Below are 23,935 nucleotides of genomic sequence, written 5' to 3' on the forward strand. Positions count from 1 at the left end.
TTACATCGTTGCCCGCTGATGTGTAGAGTATCGCCAATGGATGGTCTGCACACCACCTCGACGACAAGTGGCCCATCAGGTCCCGGTCGCCTGGTGGTCGTGACCGGCGCGTCGGGCGGCGTCGGCCGGGCCTGCTGCGCCCGCTTCCTGGCGGCCGGCGACCGCGTCGTCGCCCTCGGCCGCCGCGCCGAGGCGCTCGACGCCCTGGCCCAGGGGCTGGACGGCGAGCGGCTGACCGTCCGCCGCTGCGACGTCACCAGCGAGGCGGACGTCGTCGACGTCTTCGGCGCGCTCGACGGCACCCCGGACGTGCTCGTCAACAACGCCGGGATCGCCCGCAGCGCCCCGCTCCACCGCACCACGCTGGCCGATTGGGAGGACCACCAGCGCGTCAACGCGACCGGGCCGTTCCTCGGCACGCGCGCGGTGATCGCCGGCATGCGGGCGCGCGGCAGCGGCGCGATCGTCACCGTCGCCTCGACCGTCGGCCGGGTCGGCACGCCCTACACCGCCGCCTACGCCGCGTCCAAGCACGCCGCCGTCGGCCTGATGCGCGTCGCCGCGGCCGAGCTGGCCGGCAGCGGCGCGACGGCCAACGCCGTCTGCCCGACCTTCGTCGACAGCCCGATGACCGATCGCTCGGTCGACCGGATCGCGGAGCGGACCGGGCGGGACGCCGACGAGGCCCGCGACGCCCTCGGCGGCAGCTCGCCGCTCGGCCGGCTGCTCGATCCCGACGAGGTCGCCGCGGCGGTCGCCTGGCTGGCGTCCCCCGACGCCCGTTCGCTCAACGGCCAGACCCTGATCCTCGACGGAGGAGGAATCCAAGCATGACCCCGTTCCGCGCCTCGGCCGCTCTGACCGAGCGGTGGGAGCACTTCGACTTCGCGATCGCCGATGGCGTCGCGACCGTCACCTTCAACCGCCCCGACAAGCTCAACGCGCTGACGTTCGAGGCCTACGCCGATCTGCGGGACCTGGCCGCCGAGCTGCCTCACCGCGGCGACGCCCGCGTGCTGGTGCTGCGCGGCGCGGGCCGCGCCTTCTGCTCGGGCGGGGACGTCGAGGAGATCATCGGCGAGCTGCGGAAGTTCTCCTCGACCGAGCTGCTCGAGTTCACGCGGATGACCGGCGCCGCCGTCCGCGGCCTGCGCGAGCTGTCGCTGCCCGTGATCGCTGCCGTCAACGGCGTCGCCGCCGGGGCCGGCACGGTCCTCGCGCTGGCCAGCGACTTCCGGATCCTCGGCGCCTCGGCCAGCTTCGCCTTCCTCTTCACGCGGGTCGGGCTGGCCGGCGCCGACATGGGCTCCGCCTACCTGCTGCCGCGGATCGTCGGCCTCGGCCGCGCGACCGAGCTGCTGACCCTCGGCGACCGGATCGACGCCCAGCGGGCCTACGAGATCGGCCTGGCGACCGAGGTCGTCGAGGACGACGAGCTGGGTGCCCGCGCCGAGGCGCTCGCCCGGCGGCTGGCCGACGGGCCCGCCCAGGCGTTCGGGGTCACCAAGAGCCTGCTCGTCCGCGAGCAGGACATGGACCTGGCCGGCGCGATCGAGCTGGAGGCACAGGCGCAGGCGCTGCTGATGCGCTCCGACGACCACCACGAGTTCCTGGACGCCTGGCGCGAGAAGCGCCGGCCCGAATGGAAGGGACGCTGAACGATGGCCAACGAGATCGTCACCGCGCCCGGCCTGGCGCCGTCCAGCGGCTATGCCCACGCGGTCGTCGCCGGTCCCGGCCGGACCGTCTACCTGGGCGGGCAGACCGCGCTCGATGCCGACAACCAGATCGTCGGAGAGACGCTGGTCGCGCAGTTCGACCAGGCCGCGGCGAACGTCGTCGAGGCGCTGGCCGCCGCCGGCGGAGCGCCCGAGCACCTGGTCTCGCTCCAGATCTTCGTCACCGACGTCGTCGACTACCGGCTCCACGCTCGCGAGATCGGCGCCGCCTGGCGCGCCCGCTTCGGCCGCCACTTCCCGGCGATGGGCCTGTTCGGCGTCACCCGGCTGTTCGACCACGACGCTCGGATCGAGCTGATGGGGATCGCCGTCGTGCCGGAAGGGGCGGCGGCGTGAGCGTCGACCTGCCGGTGCTCGACGCGCACCTGTCCGACGACGAGCGCGCGCTGCTGCGCGACTGCCTGCGGATCGCCCGCGACGAACTGGCCCCGATCGCCGAGGCCGGCGAGGAGGGCCGCGTCAACGGCGAGCTGCTGCGAGCGCTGGCCGGCCACGGCCTCTTCGACCGGCTCTACGCGCGGGACGAGGACGGCTGGCGCGGCGACGTCTCCGCGCTCGACCTCTGCCTGATCCGCGAGGGCCTGGCCCGCGGCAGCACCGAGGCCGAGACGGCGTTCGCCGTCCAGGGCCTGGGTTCGTTCCCGCTGCTGCAGTCCGGCACCGCCGCCGCCCGCGACCGCTGGGTCCCGGGGCTGGCCGCCGGCGAGTACGCCGCCGCCTTCGCGCTCAGCGAGCCGGAGGCCGGCAGCGACGTCGCCTCGCTCGCGCTGCGGGCCACGCCCGACGGCGATGGCTTCCGCCTCAGCGGCGAGAAGATCTGGATCTCGAACGCGCCCGACGCCGGCGTCTACACGGTCTTCGCCCGCACCACCCCGGGTGCCGGGGCGCGCGGCCTGACCGCCTTCGTCGTCCCCGCCGACAGCCCCGGGCTGCACGGCGAGCGGCTCGAGCTGGTCGCGCCGCACCCGGTCGGTCACCTGTTCTTCGACGACGTCCCCGTCGCCGCCGACCAGATCCTCGGCGAGGTCGATCGCGGGTTCGCGGTCGCGATGCGGACGCTCGACCTGTTCCGGCCGAGCGTCGGCGCGTTCGCCGTCGGCATGGCGCGCGCCGCGCTCGACGAGGCGGTCGTCCACGGTCGCGAGCGCCACGCGTTCGGGCGGCCGCTCAAGGATTTCCAGGCGGTCTCGCACCGCCACGCCGACATCGCCGCCCGCGTCCAGGGCGCGCGGCTGCTCGTCCACCACGCCGCCCGGGCCTACGACGCCGGCGTGCGGCCGGTGACCCAGGCCGCGGCGATGGCGAAGCTGGTCGCGACCGAGGTCGCGCAGGAGGCGGTCGACGCCGCGATCCAGACCCTCGGCGCCCGTGGCCTGCAGCGCGGGCACCGGCTCGAGCACCTGTACCGCGAGGTCCGCGCGCCGCGGATCTACGAGGGCGCGTCCGAGATCCAGCGGGAGATCATCGCCCGCGGGCTGTTCGCGGCCGACCAGAACGAGGAGGCACGATGAGGATCGCCGTCTGCGGCGGCGGGCCCGGCGGCCTGTACTCCGCGATCCTGCTGCGCAAGCTCGGCCACGACGTCGACGTCTGGGAGCGCAACGCAGCCGACGACACGTTCGGCTTCGGCGTCGTCTTCAGCGACGAGACGATGTCGGCCTTCGAGGTCTCCGACCCGACGAGCTTCGCCCGGATCGTCGAGCGCTTCGCGCACTGGTCCGACATCGACGTCCACTACCGCGGCGCCACGCTGCGGTCGGGCGGCCACGGCTTCTCCGCCCTCAGCCGCAAGGTCCTGCTGGGCCTGCTGCAGGAGCGCGCGGTCGAGCTCGGCGCGGCGGTGCGCTTCAGCCAGGAGCACCCGCCGATCGAGCGGCTGTCGGCCGAGTACGACCTGGTGATCGCCTGCGACGGCGTCAACAGCGCCGTGCGCGCCGCGCGGGAGCAGGCGTTCGGCACGACGCTCGACCCGCGGCGCAGCCGCTACATGTGGCTGGCCACCGACCTGGTCTTCGACGCCTTCACCTTCCACGTCCTGGAGACCGAGCACGGGGTCCTGCAGGTCCACGGCTACCCGTTCGACGACCGGTCGAGCACCTTCATCGTCGAGACCGACGAGCGCACCTGGCGCGCCGAGGGGCTCGACGCGGCCGAGCACGCCGATCTGCCCCCGGGCGCCAGCGACGAGGCGAGCATCGAGCGCTGCCGCGAGCTGTTCGCGCCGATGCTCGAGGGCCACTCGCTGTTCGGCAACAACTCGAAGTGGCTGCGCTTCACCACCGTCCGCAACGCCCACTGGCACGACGGCAACGTCGTCCTGCTCGGCGACGCCGCGCATACCGCGCACTTCTCGATCGGCTCCGGCACGAAGCTGGCGATGGAGGACGCGATCGCGCTGGCCTGGGCGGTCCACGACCACGGCGAGGACGGCGTCGACGCGGCGCTGGCCGCCTACGAGGCGGACCGCCGCCCGGTCGTCGAGAGCACTCAGCGGGCCGCCCAGGCCAGCCTCGAGTGGTTCGAGGAGATCGCTCGCTACGTCGGCCAGCCGCCGCGCCAGTTCGCGTTCAACCTGCTGACCCGCAGCCGCCGGATCACCTACGACAACCTGCGCGTGCGGGACGAGTCCTTCGTCGACGGCTGCGACCACGAGCTCGTGGGCGACGACGCGCCGGGCTCGACCAACGGCGGCCGTCCGGAGCCGGCCCCCCATCGGCCGCCGATGTTCCTCCCCTATCGGCTGCGCGACCTGCGGCTGGAGAACCGCGTCGTCATCTCGCCGATGGACATGTACAGCGCGGTCGACGGCACGATCGGCGACTTCCACCTGGTGCACCTGGGCAGCCGCGGGATCGGCGGCGCCGGGTTGGTGATGAGCGAGATGATCTGCGTCTCGGAGCAGGGGCGGATCACGCCCGGCTGCGCCGGCCTCTACCGCGACGACCAGGTCGAGGGTTGGCGGCGCGTGGTCGACTTCGTCCACGGGCACGGTCGGGCGCGGATCGGCGCGCAGATCGGCCACAGCGGCCGCAAGGGCTCGACCAAGCTGCTCTGGGAGGGCTCGGACGAGCCGCTCGACGGCGACAACTGGGAGGTCGTCGCTCCGTCCCCGATCCCCTGGGCGGCGCGCAACCAGACCCCGGTCGAGATCGACCGGGCCGGGATGGAGCGGGTCCGCGACGAGTTCGTCGCGGCCACCCGCCGGGCCGCCGAGGCGGGCTTCGACCTGCTCGAGGTCCACCTGGCCCACGGCTACCTGCTGTCGTCGTTCCTCTCGCCGCTGACCAACCGGCGGACCGACGAGTACGGCGGCGACCTGGCCGCCCGCGCCCGCTTCCCGCTCGAGGTCGTCGACGCCTGCCGCGCCGCGTGGCCGGCCGATCGTCCGCTGTCGGTCCGGATCTCGGCCACCGACTGGGCCCCCGGCGGGTTCACCGGCGACGACGCGGTCGAGCTGTCGGCGCTGCTCCAGCGGCACGAGGTCGACATCGTGCATGTCTCGACCGGCCAGGTCTGGGCCGAGCAGCGCCCCGCCTACGGCCGCAGCTACCAGACGCCGTTCGCCGACCGGATCCGGCACGAGGTCGGCATCCCGACGATCGCCGTCGGCGCGATCTCCAGCGCCGAGGACGTCAACACGACGATCCTCGCCGGCCGCGCCGACCTCTGCGCGCTCGGCCGCCCGCACCTCTACGACCCGTACTGGACGCTCCACGCCCAGGCCCAGCAGGGATACCGCGGCGACCCCTGGATCCCGCAGTACCGCTCGGGCCGCCGGCCGCCGAACGACGGGACGCTGGCGGCGAAGACGATGCCCCGATCGTTCGACGAGGCGGCGGTCGCGCACGGCTGGCGCCCGGTCGCGGCGAGCGGTGCGAGCCGGCCGGGGGGCGCGCAGTAGCCCGCGGCCGCCGACGACTCGCCGAGCACCGCTGGCCGGCCGACGTCACCGCGAGCGGCGGTAGCATCCGTCGATGAGCTTCTCGGCGAGCATCGCGCACGCCGGCGTCCTCGAGCCGGGCCGGAAGTCGTTCTCCCCGCGCCAGCAGGAGGTGCTCGACGTCGTCGAGCGGGTCTTCCTCCGCGAGGGCATACGCGCGGTGCGGATGGCCAAGCTCGCCGACGAGGCCCAGTGCTCGCGCAGCACCCTCTACGAGCTGGCCGCCAGCAAGGAGGATCTCCTCCTGCTCGTCCTCGACCGCATGATGCGGCGCACCGTCCAGCGTGCCGGGGACGCGATCCGCGAGGCTCCGGGCCCGGTCGACCAGGTCCGCGCGATGCTCACGAGCGGCGCGCTCGGCTTCTCCGCGCTGGGCCCGAACTTCCTCGACGCGATCCGTGGATACCCGCCCGCGCGCCTGCTCTTCGACCGCTGGATCGCCGTCGGCCGCGACGCGCTCGAACGGATGATCGACGAGGCCGTCCGCGCCCGGGAGTTCCGCCCCGTCAACGCCGCCGTCGTCGCCGAGGGGATGTTCGCCGTCGTCATGCGCTTCACCGATCCGGAGTTCGCGCGCTCGACCAGGGTCAGCGCCAGCGACGGGCTCGCCCAGCTCGTCGACGTGCTCCTCGACGGCCTGCGCCCGCGATCGTAGGGCGGCCCCGCCCGACCCGCGTCCCTTTCCGACGCCGAAGTCGTGCAAAAGCGGTCAAGTCGGCCCTGTCGTCGGCGGGCGCGACGGCCGCCGAGCGGTGGACGTCCAAGGCCGACTACGGGAGGGACTGATCGGCCGCGTCGCCGCGGTCGCCCTCGGCGGCGTCGCCGACGAGCGCTCCCAGCTGATGATCGACGGGTGGCTGGGGTTCGTCGAGCGGCTGGTCCGCACCAGGGTCGCCGGGGCCGGCGACGTCGGCGACCTGGCGACGACGCTGAAGGACGGGCTGCGGCGGCTCCTGTAGTCCGCCGACCGGGCCGGCCAGGGTCGCGCGGCGTCGTGGCCGGCCCGCCTGGGCACGCGGCGGCGCAGGTCACCGCGCGAGCCTCGCGATGTCGAGCCGCGCGAGGCGCCCCGGGTCGGCCAGGATGTCGATCGCGACGATCCGCCGGCCGCGGATCGTGTAGGCGCCGACGGCGGACGGCCTGCCGTCCTGGAGCGTCACGACGCCGACGACCCCGTTGATCAGGGCCGGGCGGATGTCGAGGTCGCGCCGCTGGTAGTCCGATGCCTGGCGGGCGACCGTCTCGGCGCCGCGGATGACCTGGACGCCGCCGGACGCTCCGAGGTCGGCGCGCAGGACGACGTCGGGGTCGAGCAGGCCGACGAGCGCCGCCAGGTCGCCGTCGCGCGCGGCGGCGCGGAACGCGGCCGTCACCTCGCGCTGGGTCGCGAGGTCTGCGTCGGGCTCCGTCGGCGCGCTCCGCACGCGGCGGCGCGCGCGGCTCGCGAGCTCGCGGGCGGCGTCGGGCGACCGGTCGACGACGCGCCCGATCTCGTCGAACGGGATCGCGAACAGGTCGTGGAGCACGAACGCGATCCGCTCGGCTGGGCTGAGGGTCGACAGCACGACCAGCAGCGCGAGCCCGACCGAGTCGGCGATCAGCGCCTCGTGCTCGGGGTGGGTGCCGTCGGGGGCGTCGACGATCGGCTCCGGCAGTCGCAGCTCGAGCGGCTCCTCGCCGCGCCTCTCGCGCGAGCGCAGCATGTCCAGCGACAGCCGCGCGACGACCGTCGTGAGCCAGGCGCGCAGGTTCTCGACCTCGTCGACCTCGCTGCGGTGCAGGCGCAGCCACGCCTCCTGGACCGCGTCGTCGGCGTCGCTCAGCGATCCGAGCATCCGGTACGCCACGCCGCGCAGGTGGCCGCGGTGCTGCTCGAACTCCTCGGAGAGCCGTTGCTGCTCGGTCATCGGTCACGTTCCCCGGTCGCGGCACGTCATACCAGTGAGACGGATCGGCGGCCGCCGACGTGACGGCGCCCGCGACCTCCCACGACGAACAGGAGTCCAGGTGACCCGCATTCTCGGCCTGTCCGGCAGCCTCCGCGCCGGCTCGTACAACAGGCAGCTGCTCGAGATCGCCGCCGACCGCGCGCCGGAGGGCGTCCAGGTCGACGTCCACCCGCTCGGCGAGGTGCCGCTGTTCGACGAGGACCTCGACGGCGCCGACGTGCCTGCCGCGGCGGCCGCGCTGCGCGATGCGGTCGCCGCCGCCGACGCGGTCCTGATCGCTACCCCGGAGAACAACCGCTCGCTGCCCGCGGTCCTGAAGAACGCGATCGACTGGCTCTCGCGGCCGTGGCAGGCGAACGCGCTGATCGACAAGCCGGTGGCGGTCATCGGCACCTCGCTCGGCCCCGAGGGCGGCGCACGGACGCACGACCTGGTCCGCGAGCTGGCCGGCGCGATCGGCGGCGCGGTCGTCGAGCAGGCGCGGCTCTCGGTGCCGCGGTCGCTCTCGCGGTTCGCCGACGTCGATCCGCGCGACGACGTCGAGGTCGCCGACCAGGTCGCTCAGGCGGTCGCGACGCTCGCCGCGGCGGTGCCGGTGCCCGAGAGGACCTACGGCGACGTCCCGCCGCCGGCCTCCGCCGCAGGGCTCGCGACCTCCCGGCGCCGCCGGCGCCAGGCCTAGAACCGCAGCCCGCGGTCGGGGGTCAGGTACTGGGTCAGCCGCCCGAAGAGCGTGGCGCTGATGCTCTGCGGGTCCGCGAGCGGGCCGAGGGTGTTCTCCAGCACGATCGTCATCCGCCGCACGGGCAGCCGGGCGACGATCCCGTGGTAGCCGTTGAACTGCGGGTTCTGGAACAGCCAGCCCTTGGCGACGACGATCCCGAGCGCGTAGTCGATGATCGGCGGCGCGTGCTCCAGGCCGCGCGACAGCGGCGCGACCAGCTCGCGGCGCGCCGTCCGCGAGACGAGGCGGCCGGATCCGATCGCGCGGATCATGGCGGCCATGTCGCGGGCCGTCGTGGTCATGATCAGCCCGTCGCCGAGACCCCACGACGGGCTCCACGAGGTCGACTCCTCGTACACGCCCCGCTCGCTGACGTAGGCGTGGAGGGCGGGCTCGGGAACGGTCGCGAGCTTCGAGATCCGGGTCTGTCGCATGCCGAGCGGGCGCAGGAAGCGCCGCGTCAGCATCGTGGCGACCGACCGCCCGGTGACGCGCTCGAGCACCCGCCCCAGCAGCACGAAGTTCGTGTGCGCGTAGTGGAAGCACGCTCCCGGCGCGCAGGCCGCCGGCTGCGCGAACGCGTAGCGCAGCAGCTCGTCGTCGGTCCAGCGCCGGAACGGATCGCCGAGCCAGCGGGTCACGAACGCCTGGTTGCCCTGGGCGTAGTCGGGGTATCCCGATGTCGAGCTCGCCAGCATCCGCAGCGTCACCCGGTCGGCGTTCGGGTACCGCGGGTACCAGCGCGCCAGCGGCGCGTCGAGGTCCAGGCGCTTGGCGTCCTGCAGCTGCAGCGCCAGCGTGGTCAGCAGCGGGATCGTCATCGAGCCCGGCCGGAAGCGCATCTCGGGCCGGGCCGGGACACCGGCCATCGACGTGCCGAACGCGCGGCGGACCACCGTCCGGGCGCCGATCTCGACCCGGACGATCATCGCGCGGGCGTGCCGCTCGGCCATCATCGCCCGCGTGATCCGCGCGACCTCGGCGGCCGCCGCCCGGTGGGTGGTGCACGTTCCCCCGCGGTCGAAGCTGTCGCTCGGGCAGCTCCCCGCGTCCGCCGTCGCGGGAACGGCGGCGGCGATCGCGCAGGCGGCGGCGATCGCGCCCGCCCGGCCGAGCGCCGTGCCGCCGCGCGCCCGCGTCCCCCGCCGCCGCGGTCCCCAGTGGCGATCCACGGCCCTAGTCCCCGGAGTCGATCGTGTAGCACGTGTCCCCGCGCTGCGGGTCGCCCAGCTGCCAGAACCAGGTCGACTTCTCGAGTCCGTAGCTGGTGGGCCGGACGCCGGCGGGGTGCTCGCCCGTCGGCTTGAACATCCGATCGGTGATCTCCTCCGGCGGCGCCACGTGGGTGATCGAGCGCGGGGGCGTCATGACGATCGTCTGGAAGTCGTCCTTCAGGCCGTCGGGCGCCCGGCGGAACCCGATCCACGCCGACTCGGGGACGTTCGTCCACTGGAACGGACCGGGGCCGCGCTCGATCGCCAGGCGGCACGTGGCGGGCGGCATCGGCCGCGGGAAGTCGCTCTCCCGGTCGGGCTTCAGCAGCCACGGCTCGTAGCCGACCCGCAGCAGCGCCGTGGTGAAGTAGCGGTCCGCGCCCAGCTCGAGCCCGCTCACCAGGTTCGGGACGCTCGGCGTCGCCGAGGTGGCGAGCTGCCCGACCGTCGAGAGCCGGCCGTAGTCCGAGATCGCCACGGCCCGCACCGCGTCCATCGCGTCCTCGGTGTCGGCGACGCTGTCGGCCATCTCCTTGGCGAGCTGGTCGGAGCGCGCCGCGATCCGGTCCGAGATCGGCTCCCCGTTGCCGTCGCTGGCGACGTAGCTGCCGATCTCGAAGAGGGTCGCGAAGAGCCCGAACGGCGCGCCCTCGACCTCGCCGACCTCGGCGATGTCGTTGAGCAGGTACCCGATCAACGTCACCAGCTCGTTGTCGCTGCCGCTGAGCTGCTCGTCGATCTGGTCACCGATCGTCGCCAGGTCGAGCCCCGACTTGCCCTGCTGGCGGTCGAGCGCCTTCTCGTAGGCGTCGAACAGCGATCGCGTGTTGTCGATCCACTTGAACTCCTTGGCCAGCTCGTTCACGAGGTCGCAGAACTGGTCCCGGCTGTAGACGGGCGGATCGTCGACCGGGGTGCCGGGCTTCTCGGCGCAGGTCGTCCCGTCGCCGGGGTACTTGGCGCCGTAGAGGGAGCCCGGGTCGTTGCCCAGGCTGTCGTGGTAGACCGAGTCCTGGACGCCGAGGAACGCCCGTCGGAGGTACGAGTCGCGGATGTCGGTGTAGTCGGCCTTGAAGTCGTCGAGCTGGCTCGTCAGGTAGGTCATCGCCGCCGCGTAGGCGGGCGCCTCGGGCCCGGTGGCGTGCGGCCACGGCGTGGCCGGCCGGAAGACGCCGTCGTAGACCGCGCCACCGCCGACCGTCGCGTCGTCGAACGCGGGCGCGTAGACCCCGTCGTGCCGCATCGTCAGGTGTCCGTCCAGCGAGCCGCGCTGGTAGGCGTCCTTGGTGGTCCCCTCGAGCAGGTTCGAGCTCGACTGCGCGACCTCGGCCCGCGAGAGCGACGGCCCGCCGAGGAACGCGTAGTGCGAGCCGGCCTTGGCCGGGTCGAGGAAGTTGAATCCGTGGGGGTTGGCGCCCAGCGCGATCAGGCTGCTGCTGACCGCGCCCCACGCCGACGCGCGGTAGCCGACGTTGCCGATGCTCTGGACCGCGGCGTACGTGCCGTTGGCCCGGATCCGGTCGAGGAACGCGGCCATCGCCTCGAGGCCGTCGCCGGCGTCGTCGCTGCCGTTGGTGACGAACGTCTGGTTGCCCTCGACCGCCATGTCGTAGGGGTCGACCTCGACGACCTGGAACCCGGCGGTGCCGGCGGGGAGCGACTCCGAGTGGACGGTGGCGGCCGCGATCGTCATCGCGTTCTGCGTCGCCGACGACTCCGGCGCCTGGGTGTCGAATGCCTGCCGCTGGGGCTGGAACCGGAGCAGGAACCGCTGGTCCGAAGCCTGGGTGCCGTCGGGCATCAGCCAGCCCTGGGTCGGTGCCGCCGCTCCCGTCTTGGACGGGATCTGCGCGCTGCCGTTCCGCCACACCCAGCCGGTCCCGAGCGGGGCGCCGGGGATCCCGAGGATCGAGACCTGGTCGCCGCTGACCCTGAACTCGTCGGCGCTCAGCGGCTCGACCCCGATCAGGGCCAGCGCCTCGTTGAACTCGTCGAGCTGGTCGGGGGTCAGCGTGATCCGCCCGGGCGGGATCGCGATCAGCACGATCCGGTCCCCGTCCGGGTCGTCGAGCGTCTTCGCCAGGTCCGCCAACGACATCTGCGACGACCCGCTGCAGCACGCGGCGTTGCCCTTCACCTCGCCCGTGTCGACCGGTGCGAGCGTTGCCCGGTCGAGGGTCAGCCACTGGATCGTCGCGCCGGCGCCCGGGTGGTGGAAGAAGCGGTCGCCGATCGTGATGCCGCGCGGCTCGACCGGGAACGCGTTGACCGTCACCGGCAGCAGCGCCGAGGACGGCGAGGCGGTGACGGCGACGTGATCGACCGCCGTCCCACCCGTCGTCCGCAGCGATCCGCCGACTCGGCGTCGCTCGCTCACGTGCTGGCGGAGGACGTAGCGCCCGGGGACGTCGGGCACGATCGCCGGGTGCGCCCGGGTCGCGCCGAGGACCCGGGCGCTCGACCCGCTCGGGCGCTCGACCAACGTCCAGCGGTGCCGCAGCACGGTCCCGCCGTGGGCCGGCTTCGCGCTGCCGCCGAGGCGCACCCGTGCCCCGGGGTGGGTCCCACGGTCGCGACCCGCGGACGCCAGCGGCCGGTCGCGCCGCACGCGGAAGCGCCGGTCGATCGACACCACGCGGCCGGCGTGGGCCCCGACGACGCGCACGCGCAGCCGGTTGATGCCGAAGCGCAGCCCGTGGGTGGCCGACAGCGACACGCTGTAGCGGGTCCGGCTCAGCTTGGTGACGTCCCGCGTCACCTCGTTGCCGTTGAGCCACGCGCGCACCCGGCGGCCGGGCTCCGCGCGGCGGGCCCGCACCACTCGTGGATGGACGCGGATCCGGGCCCGCAGCGGCACGCCGCGGCCGATCGTGACGCGGGCCGCGCCGCCGTCGCGACGCAGCAGGAAGAAGTGCCGGACCTGGCGCACGACGCGCTTGCCGTCGACCAGCTCGGCCACGACGAGCTTGTTGCGTCCGTAGCGGAGCATGCGGCGACCGGTCGTGAGCCGGCCGCGCAGGCGTCCCCGCTCGGCGCGCAGCAGGAAGGTCACGCTGCGGCCGTTGAGCAGGACCCGGGTGGCCTTGCGGCCGGCGGGCGCGCTGACGCTGACGGCGACGGCGGAGCCGGTCACGGCCGCGTCGGCAGCGGGAGCGGTGATCCGCGGCGACGCGGCGCTCGCCGCGGTCGTGCTCGCCAGCGTGGCGAGCACGGCCACCGCGAGCAGGCTGGTGCGACTGGACATGCGGCTCTCCTTCGAGTCCCAGGGAACGGGGGCGGGGCGTCCCGCGCCGATGCCGGCGCCGGGAACGCGGTCAGGCTCGCGGCGACCCCCGCCAGCACCTCGACCGACGCCCGGCGGCCGGCATCTGCGGCGACCCCCCGCTGACCCACGAGCGCGACGCTACGGCGGGCGCGTCAGCGGAACCACCCAGTTCTGGACGCTGCGGGTCGGCGCGGAGCGAACCACCCAGAACTGAGTGGTCGCCGTGGATGCGCCGCCATACGGTGCCGGGATCGCCGAGGCACCCGTGATCCCCTGTTCGGTCTGCGGCCAGATGCCGTCCGCGGGCGCCCGCTTCTGCCGGCGCTGCGGCGCGCGGCTGCCGCCGACGCCTCCTCCTCCGGGAGAAGCGCATGGCGCGTAGGGGCTAGCATCCAGCCGTGGCCGCCGGACACGCAGAGCCGGGGACCTTCCTGGCCCTGCTGTCGGCCGCCGATCGGGACGCGTTGCTGGCCCTCGGCGGACATCGCCGCTTCGTGCGCGGGCAGCGCCTGATGCAGCAGGGCGAGCCGGGCGACCGCGTGCTCGTGCTGCTCGACGGGCACGTCAAGGCCAGCACCAGCGACGCCCGCGGGCACGAGACGGTGCTCAGCTTCCGCGGGCCGGGGGACGTCCTCGGCGAGCTGACGTTCATGCACGCCGAGCCGCGCTCGAGCAACGTGACGGCGATCGGGCCGGTCGTCGCCCAGGCGCTCGCCGCGCCCGAGTTCCGGTCCTTCCTCGAGCGGGCGCCGACCGCGGCGCTGACGCTGATCGACGTGATCAGCCGCCGGTTCCGCGACGCCAACCGCGCGCGCATGCAGTTCGCGGACCTCGACACCGTCGGCCGCGTCGCCGCGCGACTGGTCGAGCTGTGCGAGCGCTACGGCGAGGGCACCGACGCCGGCATCGCGATCCGGCTGTCGATCACGCAGGACGACCTGGGCAGCTGGGCGGCGTCCTCGCGAGCCGGCGTCGCCAGCGCGCTGCGGACGCTGCGCGAGCTGGGCTGGATCGCGACCGAGCGCCGGCGCATCACCGTGCTCGACCTCGCCGCGCTCCGCCACCGCGGCACCTGATGCGGGCGGCGCGGATGACGGTATCCGCGACGACCCGTAGCCTCGGCCGCCTGGGAGACGATCGAGGTTGAGGCAGTGCGCCGACTGCGGACACCGCGCGACGGACCGCGCGCGCTTCTGCGAGCGCTGCGGCGCGCCGTTGCGGCCGAGCGCGACGCCGCTGCGCGCGCCCCGGACGCTCGAGGCGAAGATCCTCGACGAGCGCACGGCGATCGAGGGCGAGCGCAAGCAGGTCACGGTCATGTACACCGACATCGTCGGCTCGATGCAGCTGACGGACCTCCTCGACGGCGAGCGCTGGGGATTGATCCTCGATCGCTTCCTGGCGATCGCCGCGCGCGCCGTCCACGCCTTCGAGGGGACGGTCAACCAGTTCACCGGCGACGGCCTGATGGCGGTCTTCGGAGCGCCGCTCGCGCACGAGGACCACGCGCGGCGCGCGTGCCTCGCGGTCCTCGAGCTCCAGCGCGAGGTGGCCGGGCTGGCGGCCGAGGTCGCGCGCGTCGACGGCGCCGAGTTCGCGGTCCGCTGCGGGCTGAACTCCGGCGAGGTCGTCGTCGGGGCGATCGGCGACGACGTCCACATGGACTTCGTCCCGATCGGGAACACGACCGCGCTCGGCAAGCGGATCGAGTCGCTGGCGCCGCCGGGGTCGTCGGCGATCAGCGCGGCGACCGCGGCGCTGATCGGCGGCGAGTTCGTCCTGCGCGAGCTCGGCGAGTTCGCGGTCAAGGGCTCCGCGCGACGCCAGCGCGTGCTGGAGCTGGTCGGTCCGGGGACCGCGCGGACGCGCCTGGCGGCGATGGCGGCCACGCGCGGCCTCTCGCCGTTCACCGGCCGCCGTGCCGAGCGCGCCATGCTCGACGCGGCGCTCGAGCGCACGCTGGCCGGCGACGGGCGGGCGGTCGGGATCGTCGGCGACGCGGGCATCGGCAAGAGCCGCCTGGTGCACGAGTTCGCCGCCGACTGCGTCGCTCGCGGCGTCTCCGTCAGCGCGACGAGCGGGATCGCGCACGGGCGGTTCGTCCCGTTGCTGCCCGTGCTCGCGCTGCTGCGCGACTCGTTCGGCGTCGCCGAGCACGATCCGCCGGACGTGGCCCGCGCGCGGATCGAGGCGACGATGCTGGGGCTCGATCCGGCGTTCGCGGCCGACCTGCCGCTGCTGTTCGACTTCCTCGGCGTCGGGGACCCCGACCGGCCCGCTCTGCCGCTCGATCCCGAGGCGCATCAGCACCAGCTGCTGAGGGTGGTGACGCGGATGGTCGCGTCGCGGGCCGGCTCCGGGGCGGCGGTGCTGGTGGTCGAGGACCTGCACTGGCTCGACGACGCCAGCGCCGCGTTCCTCGAGCAGCTGGCCGAGGCGGTCGTCGGCTCGCGTACGCTGCTCGTCGCGACCCACCGGCCGGAGCACGACGCCCTCTGGGCGATCGAGGAGCCCCACGTCCAGATCAGCCTCGATCCGCTCGACGCCGACGCCACGGACGCCCTGCTCGGCGCATTGCTCGGGCGCGACCGCTCGCTCGCCGGACTGGCCACGTTGATCGACGCGCGCGCCGGCGGCAACCCGTTCTTCGTCGAGGAGATCGTCCAGGCGCTGGCCGAGAACGGCCACCTCGCCGGTGCCCGCGGGACCTACGAGCTGGCGGACGGACTCGAGGGCCTGGTCCTGCCGCCGACGGTGCAGGCGGGACTCGCGGCGCGGATCGACCGGCTGTCCCCGCGCGAGAAGGCGCTCCTGCAGACGATGTCGGTGATCGGGACCGAGATCCCCGGGCCGTTGCTGCGGACGGTCGCCGGACTCGACGAGGGCGAGCTGGCCGACGCGGTCACGGTGCTCGCCGACGCCCAGTGGGTCGTCGCGCGCGGGCCGCGGGGCCAGTACGGGTTCAAGCACCCGCTCACCCAGGAGGTCGCGTACGCGTCCCAGCTCTCCGAGCGCCGGGCGCGGGCCCACCGCGCCGTCGCGGCCGCGATCGAGCGCACGTACCCCGGCGGCCTCGACGAGCGGGCCGCGCTGATCGCCCACCACGCCGAGGCGGCGGGCGACACGCTCGCCGCCGCCGCCTGGCACGCGCGCGCGGCGGCCTGGGCGGAGACGCCGTCGCCCGCCGACTGCATGCGCCACTGGCGGCGCGTCCGGGCGCTGACCGACGGCCTCGACCCGGCCCCCGAGCGGGACGCGTTGAGGACCAGGGCCGGCCTCGGCATCCTGAGCGTGTCCTGGCGGCTCGGGATCTCGCCCCAGGAGATCACCGCGATCCACGCCGAGACGCAGGTCGACCTCGAGCGATTCCGGGGGAACCTCTACTACGCGGGGTCGCTGATGCACGGCCGCCGCGAGCGGGAGGGACTGGACGGGTTCCGCGAGGCCAGCCGGGAGGCCGTCGCGGCCGGCGATCCCGGGCGCATGCTGACCGCGTCCACGGGCGTCGCGTACGCGAGCTGGATCGCGGGCTCGCTGACCGAGGCCGTGGAGACGCTCGACCGAGCGCTCGCGGTGGCGGGCGACGACCCGACGACGGGCGCGGGCGTCGGCTTCGTCTGCCCGCTGGCCCACGCACTCCAGAGTCGTGGGCTGAGCGTCGGGCACATGGACGAGCTCGAGACGGCCCTCCGCGATTTCGACCGCGGGATCGTGCTGGCGCGCGAGCACCGCGACCCCCAGACCGAGTCCGCGTGCCACGCGAACCGCTCGCTGCTGGAAGTCAACGCCGGCCGGACGGTGGCCGCGCTCCGCGGCGCCGCGCTGGGCCTCGCGATCGCCGAGCCGGCGGGCGACACGGTCCACGTCATCGCCTGCTCGACCCCGATGGCCGCGGCGCAGGCGGCGATGGGACGCTTCGCCGAGGCGCTCGCGCGCGCGGAGGCGAACCTCGCGACGATCCGGGAGCACGGGATCGGCCTGTACTACGAGCCGCTGCTGCTCGCGACGATCGCCCGGTCCCGGCTCGGGCTCGGGGAGCCAGACGCCGCGCTCGCCGCCGCCGAGGAGGGCGCCGGGATCGCGAGCGCCCGCGGCCTGACGACGTGCGCCCTGCCGGCGCCGATCGCCCTGGCGCAGGTCCTGCGCGCCACGCAGGGTGCCGCCGCCGGCGAGCGGATCGACGCCGTCCTCGCCGGCGCCCTCCGCGTCGCGCGCCAGAGCCGCGCGCGGCTCTTCGAGCGCCAGATCGGCAGCGACCTCGCGGCGCTGGCCAGCGCGCGCGACGGCGACCGCCCCTAGAGCGGCCGGGCGCGGCGTTCCCGCCCCGGGACAAAGATACAACACAAGCCACTTCGTCTCGACTATGTTCGTCGTCGGAGAGACGACCTGTCGGAGGACGGTGCATCGTGGGGCAGATCAGCAGGCGGCAGTTGCTCAAGGCCGGGGGCGCCGTGGGGGTGCTCGGCATGGTCGGCGGGGCGACGCCCGCCTGGGCGTGGTCGGCGTCGCAGTCGGTGGCCGGACTCGGCGGGCAGGTCCCGCCGTGGCTGGTCTGGGACGAGCAGGCCGACCCGATCGTCGCCGGCGTGATCGAGCGCGGCGAGGCCGCGGCGGTCAACGCGCTGCTGCGGACGTGGACCCGCAACGGCCAGCCGCTGCCCGCCGGCCTGCCGGTGGAGCTGCGCGACTTCATCGAGGACGCCCGTCGCCTGCCGGCCTGGACCGACACGCGCAAGCTCGCCGCGGCGGTCGAGTTCAACAAGCGGCGCGGGACCTACCTGGGCGTCTCCTACGGCTTCGTCAGCGGCATGATGAGCACGGTCATCCCGCACGAGGCGCGCGCGGTCTACTACTCCAGGGGCGGGGCCGACATGAAGCACCGGATCTCGCGCACGGCGAAGTTCGGCTACGACATCGGCTCGCGCAACGCGTTCCAGCCGGACGGCTCGATGATCGTGACCGCCGTGAAGACGCGGATGGCGCACGCCGGCGTCCGGCACCTGCTGCCGCAGTCGTCGCACTGGACCGGCGTCGCCGACGAGGACGTCCCGATCAGCCAGCGCGACATCCTCGTCACCTGGCACAGCCTCCCGACGTCGGTGATGAAGGCGATGCGGTCGTGGGGCGTGCGGATCTCGACCAGCGAGGCGGACGCCTTCCTGCACTCGTGGCAGATCGCGGCGCACCTGCTCGGCGTCCGGGACGAGTACATCCCGGCGACCTGGGCCGACGCGAACGCCCAGGCGCCCCAGATCCTCGATCCGGTGATCGGGCCGACGCCCGAGGGCATCGAGCTCGCCGACTTCCTCGTCAACCTGGCGGCCGAGACCGACGGCGGGCTGCTCACTCGACCGCTGCTGCAGGCGATGACCCGCTACTTCCTCGGGGATCGGATCGCCGACTGGCTGGAGCTGCCCCGGAACCCGGGCTGGGACCAGGCGATCGCCGCCGGCTGGCCGCCGTTCGTGATGCTGAAGGAGACGGGCCTGCTGCTGCCCGGCATCGACGAGCTCTACTGGCTGTTCGACGAGTTCCTGCGCCAGGGCGCGCTCTGGTACCTCGGCGAGGGCCAGCCGCTCGACATCGAGATCCCCGACGCCAACAACCCGAACCACTCCTGAGACTGGTTCGGGAGGCTGTCGGCGGACCTGATCGCGACGCCGGCTCAGCGGAGCCAGGGCCACCGCTGGACTGCCGGCACGCGCGCCCAGCGCTCGCCGAGCCCGAGGGTGCGGTCGGCGCGGGCCAGCAGCAGGCCGACCAGGACGACCGAGTAGATCAGGTGCTCGTCGACGAACGGGTTGGTCGCCACCGGCAGGTGCGAGGACCACATCAGGACGAGCATCAGGACGCCGCCGATGGTGCCCAGGCGCGAGCCGATGCCGAGCATCAGGGTCAGGCCGACGCCGAGCAGCCCGGCCATGAAGAGGACGTTGACGACCGGGTCGCCGGCGATCGAGTGGTAGAGGCCGTCGAACGGTCCGGTGGCGCTGGACAGGTAGCCCTTGGTCGGGTTGCCGCCGTCGATCCAGGCGTCGGCGGAGGCGGTCGAGCGGCCGAGGCCGAAGGTCTTGTCGACGAACGCCCACAGGAACAGCCAGCCGACGGCGATCCGCGCGACGGCCCAGGCGTAGGGGGCGAGCGCGGCGGCGCGCGAGGTCGTGTCGGCGGGGACGTCGCGCCGCGTGGACGTGGTGCGGGTCGTTGGCGAGTGGGGGGAGGCGATGGTCGGCATGGGGTCCTCGAGGTCGGGGCGAATGCTGCCTGCAACCGTAGGCGCGCCCGTCGGCGCCCTCATCGGCGTGAGCCCGCACGTCGGATCCGTGGAAACCCCTGCCCGCTGCGCCCCGCCCCGGGCGCGTCAGGCGTCGCGACCCACCCGGACGGTGATGCCGGCCGGGTCGCTCGACTCGATCGCGCCGTCGTCGAGGCTCGCGACGGCGAAGCCGTGCTGCCGGAGCCGCGAGGCGGTGGCGTCGACATCGGCCTGGTCGGGCAGGATGAGCGACCAGCGGCGGATGCCGGCCAGCTCGAGCCCGGCGTCCGGTCGGCGGTCGAGCTTGCGCCAGGCGTTGACGGCGACGTGGTGGTGGTAGCTGCCGACGCGGCCGAACAGGACGCGCCAGGCGAGGTGCTCGGCGTTGAGCTCGAAGCCCAGCGCCGGGACGTAGAAGTCGCGTGCCCGCTCGTAGTCGGCGACGGCGGTGTCGAAATGCACGTGGTTCACGCTCCACCTGGTGGCTCCACGGGCAGGCGCGTAGGCGCCGCCGGCGGGTTGCGCGGCGGCGGCCAGCGCGTCGAGGTCGAGGGCAGGAGGGGGCGGCGAGCGGTAGTACAGGTCGATCTCCTCCTGCAGGACGCCCCAGGCCTCTGCCGGCTTGTCGACGAGCAGCTCGACCGTCGATCCATCGGGATCGTCGATGTAGATCGACGAGTGCGGCCAGTGGTCGATCGCGTAGGCCAGCGACCCCCCGGCGTCCAGGATCCGGCGATACGTCAGCGCCAGCTCGTCGCGGGAGGGGGTCTTCAGCGCTACGTGGAAGAGGTTGGCGAAGCTCCCGGAGGGCCGCGCGTCAGGGCGCTCGACGAGCGCCAGGAGCGGCTCGCTGCCGCCGTCGGGGGCGGCGGTCAGGTCCACTCGGTCACGGTCGCGGGCGTGTGCGTGAAGGCCGAGCTGCTCCTCGTAGAAGCGGATCGAGCGCTCGAGGTCGCTGACGACGAGCTCGACGGTGCCCAGCCGAGCTGCCGCCGGCAGCCGACCGCCGGCAGCGTCCGTCGGACGCGCGGCCTCACCGCTGGCCGGAAGGGTTGCGCTGACGTCGAAGGTCTTGCTCATCGGATCTCAATTCGTAGCCATTTACACGACGAAATAAACGTAGCAGATTCGGATACGATTACGAAGGGGCCGGGGTCACCGACGACGAGGGGTCGCAGCAGCGGACATGAGCAGCCCGAACAACACCCAGTTCTCGGTCGCGGTGCACGCGGTCGTGCTGCTCGGCGCCTCGCCCGATTCGCTGCTGCGGTCGGAGACGCTCGCGGCGAGCGCCCGGGTCGGCCCGGTCTACGTCCGGCAGATCATGGGGCGACTACGCGACGCGCGGATCGTCGCGTCGCGGCCGGGCCCCGGTGGCGGCTGGAGCCTGACGGCCGATCCGCGGAAGCTGACCCTGGCCGAGATCTGGCGGGCCCTTCGCGGCGACGCGTCCGTCCTCGCGCTCCACGAGGGCGCCGGCGACTGCAACACCGGTGACGCGCTGCGCCTGATCGACCGCGGCGTGGCGCGAGCGATCGAGGACGAACTGCGGAACACGACCATCGCGGACCTGGTCGCGGCGCACCGGGCCGGTCTCGCAGGCACTGTGGCACCTGCGTCGCCGGGACCAGGGTCGTCCGACGACGCCGAGGACGCGGTTCCGTCCGCCGGCGCTCGCGAGCGCTCGGGCTGAGCGCGCGGCACGTCGCGCACCGGGGCGTCGGTGGCGTCGCGAAGGCAGTCGGCGCCCCCGGCCGGCGCGGTGGCTACGATCGGCGAAGGCGCCGTCGGCGTCGCGCGTCCCCGTTCAGCGCGACGCTCCGGTGCGTCCCCCCGAGGAGGTTCGGATGTCGCGTAGGTGGTTCAGCTGGAGCGTGGCCGCGTTGGCCGTGGTCGTCACGGGCACGGTCGTCCCGGCCGCCCAGGCGAACTTCCTCGCGGCCGGCCCCGACCCGGCCGGCGACGCGACCGATCCGAGTCCGGGGCGCGACGTCGTCGGGGCGGCGCTCGCCTACGACCGCCGCGCGGGCACGGTCCGCGGTGGCGTCGCCCTGCGCGGCGCGCCGACCGGCACGTCGGGGGCGACGATCGCGATCATCGCCGGGGTCCGGACGCCGGCCGGGTGCACCGCCTACCCGGCGATCGGGCTCTCGTCGCCGACCACCGGCGCGGGCGCGGAGTGGTCGCGGTTCGACGCCGCCGGGCCGCCGGCCGCGACCGGCCAGGCCGCGAAGGACGGGGCCGGTACCGCGGTCCAGATGATCGAGGTCGCCGACGCGGCGCTCGCCGGTCGCGCCGTCGACTGCATCGAGGCGGGACTCGCCGACCCGGCCGACCCGCGGCGCCTCTACGACAGCACCGGGCCGCTGACGCTGAAGCCGCGCCCCCAGCTGGCGGCGAAGCTCGGACGGCCGCCGGCGGCGATGCGGCTGGGCCAGAAGCGGAAGATCCGCCTGACGCTGCGCAACGGCGGCGACGCCTCGACCGGCCGCCTCAAGCTCTCGATCGCCCGCCAGCCGGGTCTGACGGCCCGCGCCGCCCGGACCGTCAAGGCGCTGAAGGCCGGTCAGCGCCGGACCGTCTCGGTCGAGGTGACGCTCGGTCGCCGCGCGAAGGCGACGACGCCGCTTCGCGTCACCGTCACCGCCGGCGACCTGCGCGTGCGCGAGACGGCGTCGCTGTACCGCCGCAAGCGGTCCGGCGGGTCCGGGTCGGGGACCGGCACGTGCGCGTCCTACGCCCCGGTGCTCGGAGGCGTCGGCGACGTCGTCGTCGCCCCCTGCTGATCGGCGCCGCCCCACCCGGGCAGCCGCTCGAACCGCGGGACGCCGTCGGGCTCCCGCTACGCGAGCGTCCGCAGCAGCCGCTCGCGGGAGGCCGCCCAGCGGCGATCGACCGCGCTGCTGCCGCCGCCGCTCGCGGCCCGCAGCAGCGCCGGCCGCGGACCGTCGCGAGCGCGAACTCGAGGTCGTCGAGCAGCGCCGGCTGCGAGGCGAGGTCGGGCACGGCCTCGGTGGCCACGGCCAGCGCGGCCTGCGTCACGTCGCGCTCCAGCGCGAGCAGCGCGTGGCGCAGCTCGCCGTCGGTGCGCGCCGCGATCCACAGCTCGAGGGTCGCGTCGAAGAGCTCGCCCTCGTGCGCGGCCCAGAGCAGGTCGAGCAGGGCCGGCAGCCGGTCGGCCCCGGGGGACAGCGGCTCGAGCAGGAGCGCCCGCAGCTCGTCGATCCGCTTGGCGGTCAGGTGGGCGACGGCCGCCGAGACGAGCGACGCCTTGGTCGGGAAGTAGTTGATCTGCGCGCCGCGGGAGAGCCCGGCGAGCTGGGCCACCCGGCCGGTCGTGACGTTCGCGTAGCCGAACTGCACGAGGCAGGCGATCGTGGCGTCGAGGAGCGCCGTGCGGGTGCTCTCGCGACGCTCGGCCTGGGTCTGGTGGGCGCGGGACATCGCAGCGAAGCCTAGGCGCACGGACGAGTCACGGCGGCGTCGCCGAGGAGATATATGCAGATCGGTAGTTACGTGCACAGCTGCCTGTTAGTGTCGCGTCATGGGGAGAGAAGGACGTTCCGCGCGTCGTCGCGCGTTGGTGGCCGCGATGCTGGCGTGCGGGCTGCTGCTCGGCGGCGCAGCGTCGTCCGCGCACGCGAACCAGCTGGTCGAGATCACGGTCCCGGCCCGCAAGGCGCAGATCCCGGACGTGTGGCTGCGCTACCCGAGCCCGCCGCGGGCACGGGTGCTGCTGCCCGACGGCTACGACCCCGGGAAGCGCTACCCGCTGCTGGTGCTGCTGGCCGGCGCGAGCAGCAGCTACAAGACCTGGTCGATCGCGGACCTCGGCCGGATCAAGACGACGGCCGCCGGGTTCCCGGGGATCATCGTGATGCCCGAGGGCGCGACCGGCTTCTACACGGACTGGTGGAACGGCGGCCGCCGCGGCGACCCGTCGTGGGAGACCTACATCCTCGACGACGTCCTGCCGCAGATCCTCGCCCGCTACCCGATCCGGCCGGAGCGGCGGTGGCATGCGCTGGCCGGCGTCTCGATGGGGGGCCTCGGAACGGCCTACCTCGGCGGTCGCGTTCCGGGGTTCTTCGGCTCGATCGCCCTGATCTCGGGCGTCCCCGACCTGGCGCTGTTCCCCGGCATGTCCGACTTCGCGGCGCTGGTCCCGCAGGCGACCGCCGGCCAGCCGTTCGACGGCTACCAGGTCTACGGCTCGCCGGACGGGTTCTACGCCCAGGGTCACTCGCCGATGCGGCTGGCGGCCAACCTGCAGCACACGCGGGTCTTCATGGCGGCCGGCGACGGCACGCCGACGAGCGACGGCGAGCCCAACGGCAACAGCCTCCTGAGCGACACGGGCGCCGAGGTCGTGCTCGTCCGGCCGGGGTCGGACCACTACGCCCAGGCGCTGACCGACGCCGGAGTCGACCTCACCTACCAGCCGCACCAGGGCATCCACGACTTCGCGAACTTCCGCCGCGAGCTGCGCGACGCGATCGCCTGGAACCTCTTCGCCCCGGTCGCCGAGCACCCGACGAGCTGGGTCAACGACACGGTCGCGACCCACGGCGAGCTGTGGGGAGTCCAGTACCGGTTCGACGCGGCGCCCGATCGGATCGTGCGCTTCCGCCGGGCCGGGGGGCGGTTGTCGGTCGGCGCGGCCGGCTCGCCGGTGACGCTGACCACCGACGGCGGCTGCCGCTTCCGGATCGCGACGCCGGGCGCGATCGGCCTGCCCGCCGCGCCGTGCGCCAAGCCGGCGGCAGCGCCCGCGGTCAAGCCGGTGGTGCGGGTCAGCCCGCGGCGGCTGGCCACCGGCCGCTGGCGGACGGTGCGGGTCGCCGCACA

The 23,935-nt window shown here is 74.3% G+C and carries 20 protein-coding genes and 1 pseudogene; 15 read left to right on the forward strand and 6 right to left on the reverse strand.

Going from position 1 to position 23,935, the window contains the following annotated elements; all coding sequences use genetic code 11:
• Positions 1-36 precede the first annotated feature (36 nt).
• The 7 genes from PAI11_RS01150 to PAI11_RS01180 all read left to right on the forward strand — a co-directional run bounded on the left by PAI11_RS01150 (position 37) and on the right by PAI11_RS01180 (position 6,638).
• The gene (locus PAI11_RS01150) at positions 37-834 is read left to right on the forward strand and encodes an SDR family NAD(P)-dependent oxidoreductase (RefSeq protein WP_007569943.1); all 798 of its coding nucleotides are present in this window, start codon (positions 37-39) and stop codon (positions 832-834) included.
• Positions 831-1,658 carry an enoyl-CoA hydratase family protein gene (locus PAI11_RS01155; protein WP_007569945.1) on the forward strand — a complete coding sequence of 276 codons (828 nt, stop codon included), beginning with the start codon at positions 831-833 and terminating at the stop codon, positions 1,656-1,658. The genes PAI11_RS01150 and PAI11_RS01155 overlap by 4 nt, the downstream gene beginning before the upstream one ends.
• A gap of 3 nt (positions 1,659-1,661) precedes the next feature.
• A complete protein-coding gene (locus PAI11_RS01160; protein WP_007569947.1) occupies positions 1,662-2,075 on the forward strand; it encodes a RidA family protein in 414 nt (137 codons plus the stop codon).
• Positions 2,072-3,250 carry an acyl-CoA dehydrogenase family protein gene (locus tag PAI11_RS01165; protein WP_007569949.1) on the forward strand — a complete coding sequence of 393 codons (1,179 nt, stop codon included), beginning with the start codon at positions 2,072-2,074 and terminating at the stop codon, positions 3,248-3,250. Before PAI11_RS01160 ends, PAI11_RS01165 begins: the two co-directional genes overlap by 4 nt.
• Complete coding sequence (locus PAI11_RS01170; protein ID WP_007569951.1) at positions 3,247-5,640, forward strand: bifunctional salicylyl-CoA 5-hydroxylase/oxidoreductase; 2,394 nt, start codon at positions 3,247-3,249, stop codon at positions 5,638-5,640. Before PAI11_RS01165 ends, PAI11_RS01170 begins: the two co-directional genes overlap by 4 nt.
• Before the next feature lie 73 nt (positions 5,641-5,713).
• Positions 5,714-6,334, forward strand: a complete 621-nt coding sequence (locus PAI11_RS01175) for a TetR/AcrR family transcriptional regulator (RefSeq protein ID WP_007569952.1) — start codon at positions 5,714-5,716, stop codon at positions 6,332-6,334.
• Between the two features lie 97 nt (positions 6,335-6,431).
• Positions 6,432-6,638 (forward strand): hypothetical protein, encoded by a 207-nt coding sequence (locus PAI11_RS01180; RefSeq protein ID WP_007569954.1) that lies wholly within the window; start codon positions 6,432-6,434, stop codon positions 6,636-6,638.
• A 69-nt stretch (positions 6,639-6,707) separates the two neighbouring features.
• On the opposite strand, the gene PAI11_RS01185 is transcribed toward PAI11_RS01180, so the two are convergent.
• A complete protein-coding gene (locus tag PAI11_RS01185) occupies positions 6,708-7,586 on the reverse strand; it encodes a sigma-70 family RNA polymerase sigma factor (RefSeq protein ID WP_007569956.1) in 879 nt (292 codons plus the stop codon).
• 100 nt (positions 7,587-7,686) lie between these two features.
• Here PAI11_RS01185 and PAI11_RS01190 point away from each other — a divergent pair, with 100 nt between their 5' ends.
• Complete coding sequence (locus tag PAI11_RS01190) at positions 7,687-8,310, forward strand: NADPH-dependent FMN reductase (protein WP_007569957.1); 624 nt, start codon at positions 7,687-7,689, stop codon at positions 8,308-8,310.
• Here PAI11_RS01190 and PAI11_RS01195 read toward each other — a convergent pair.
• Both PAI11_RS01195 and PAI11_RS01200 read right to left on the reverse strand, forming a co-directional pair.
• The gene (locus tag PAI11_RS01195; protein WP_007569959.1) at positions 8,307-9,524 is read right to left on the reverse strand and encodes a serine hydrolase domain-containing protein; all 1,218 of its coding nucleotides are present in this window, start codon (positions 9,522-9,524) and stop codon (positions 8,307-8,309) included. The genes PAI11_RS01190 and PAI11_RS01195 overlap by 4 nt on opposite strands.
• Before the next feature lie 4 nt (positions 9,525-9,528).
• Entirely contained in the window at positions 9,529-12,810 is a 3,282-nt protein-coding gene (locus PAI11_RS01200) for a hypothetical protein (protein WP_007569961.1), read from the reverse strand.
• A 286-nt stretch (positions 12,811-13,096) separates the two neighbouring features.
• On the opposite strand from PAI11_RS01200, the gene PAI11_RS28520 reads away from it, so the two are divergent.
• From PAI11_RS28520 to PAI11_RS01215, 4 genes are all read left to right on the forward strand, one after another.
• Positions 13,097-13,213 (forward strand): zinc ribbon domain-containing protein, encoded by a 117-nt coding sequence (locus PAI11_RS28520; RefSeq protein ID WP_482811930.1) that lies wholly within the window; start codon positions 13,097-13,099, stop codon positions 13,211-13,213.
• Between the two features lie 16 nt (positions 13,214-13,229).
• Positions 13,230-13,907 (forward strand): Crp/Fnr family transcriptional regulator, encoded by a 678-nt coding sequence (locus tag PAI11_RS01205; protein WP_007569965.1) that lies wholly within the window; start codon positions 13,230-13,232, stop codon positions 13,905-13,907.
• A 67-nt stretch (positions 13,908-13,974) separates the two neighbouring features.
• Positions 13,975-17,130, forward strand: coding sequence for an adenylate/guanylate cyclase domain-containing protein (locus tag PAI11_RS01210; RefSeq protein WP_007569967.1), 3,156 nt, complete (start codon positions 13,975-13,977; stop codon positions 17,128-17,130).
• 107 nt (positions 17,131-17,237) lie between these two features.
• Positions 17,238-18,452: an oxygenase MpaB family protein gene (locus PAI11_RS01215; protein WP_040597515.1), complete on the forward strand. Its 1,215-nt coding sequence runs from the start codon at positions 17,238-17,240 to the stop codon at positions 18,450-18,452.
• 44 nt (positions 18,453-18,496) lie between these two features.
• On the opposite strand, the gene PAI11_RS01220 is transcribed toward PAI11_RS01215, so the two are convergent.
• Both PAI11_RS01220 and PAI11_RS01225 read right to left on the reverse strand, forming a co-directional pair.
• The gene (locus tag PAI11_RS01220) at positions 18,497-19,066 is read right to left on the reverse strand and encodes a hypothetical protein (RefSeq protein ID WP_007569971.1); all 570 of its coding nucleotides are present in this window, start codon (positions 19,064-19,066) and stop codon (positions 18,497-18,499) included.
• 126 nt (positions 19,067-19,192) lie between these two features.
• Positions 19,193-20,167 carry a VOC family protein gene (locus PAI11_RS01225; RefSeq protein ID WP_040597518.1) on the reverse strand — a complete coding sequence of 325 codons (975 nt, stop codon included), beginning with the start codon at positions 20,165-20,167 and terminating at the stop codon, positions 19,193-19,195.
• Positions 20,168-20,273: 106 nt separating this feature from the next.
• Here PAI11_RS01225 and PAI11_RS01230 point away from each other — a divergent pair, with 106 nt between their 5' ends.
• Positions 20,274-20,780: an RrF2 family transcriptional regulator gene (locus PAI11_RS01230; protein WP_007569974.1), complete on the forward strand. Its 507-nt coding sequence runs from the start codon at positions 20,274-20,276 to the stop codon at positions 20,778-20,780.
• Between the two features lie 154 nt (positions 20,781-20,934).
• Positions 20,935-21,873 carry an NEW3 domain-containing protein gene (locus tag PAI11_RS28405; RefSeq protein WP_425280451.1) on the forward strand — a complete coding sequence of 313 codons (939 nt, stop codon included), beginning with the start codon at positions 20,935-20,937 and terminating at the stop codon, positions 21,871-21,873.
• A 475-nt stretch (positions 21,874-22,348) separates the two neighbouring features.
• Here the strand turns inward: PAI11_RS28405 and PAI11_RS28410 are convergent.
• Positions 22,349-22,531: pseudogene (locus tag PAI11_RS28410) on the reverse strand (TetR/AcrR family transcriptional regulator); the annotation flags it as partial.
• Between the two features lie 148 nt (positions 22,532-22,679).
• Between PAI11_RS28410 and PAI11_RS01245 the strand changes: the two are divergent.
• Positions 22,680-23,935: alpha/beta hydrolase (locus PAI11_RS01245; protein WP_211656533.1), on the forward strand; the 1,256-nt coding region annotated here is incomplete at its 3' end.

This window comes from Patulibacter medicamentivorans, from assembly GCF_000240225.1.
Taxonomy (GTDB): domain Bacteria; phylum Actinomycetota; class Thermoleophilia; order Solirubrobacterales; family Solirubrobacteraceae; genus Patulibacter; species Patulibacter medicamentivorans.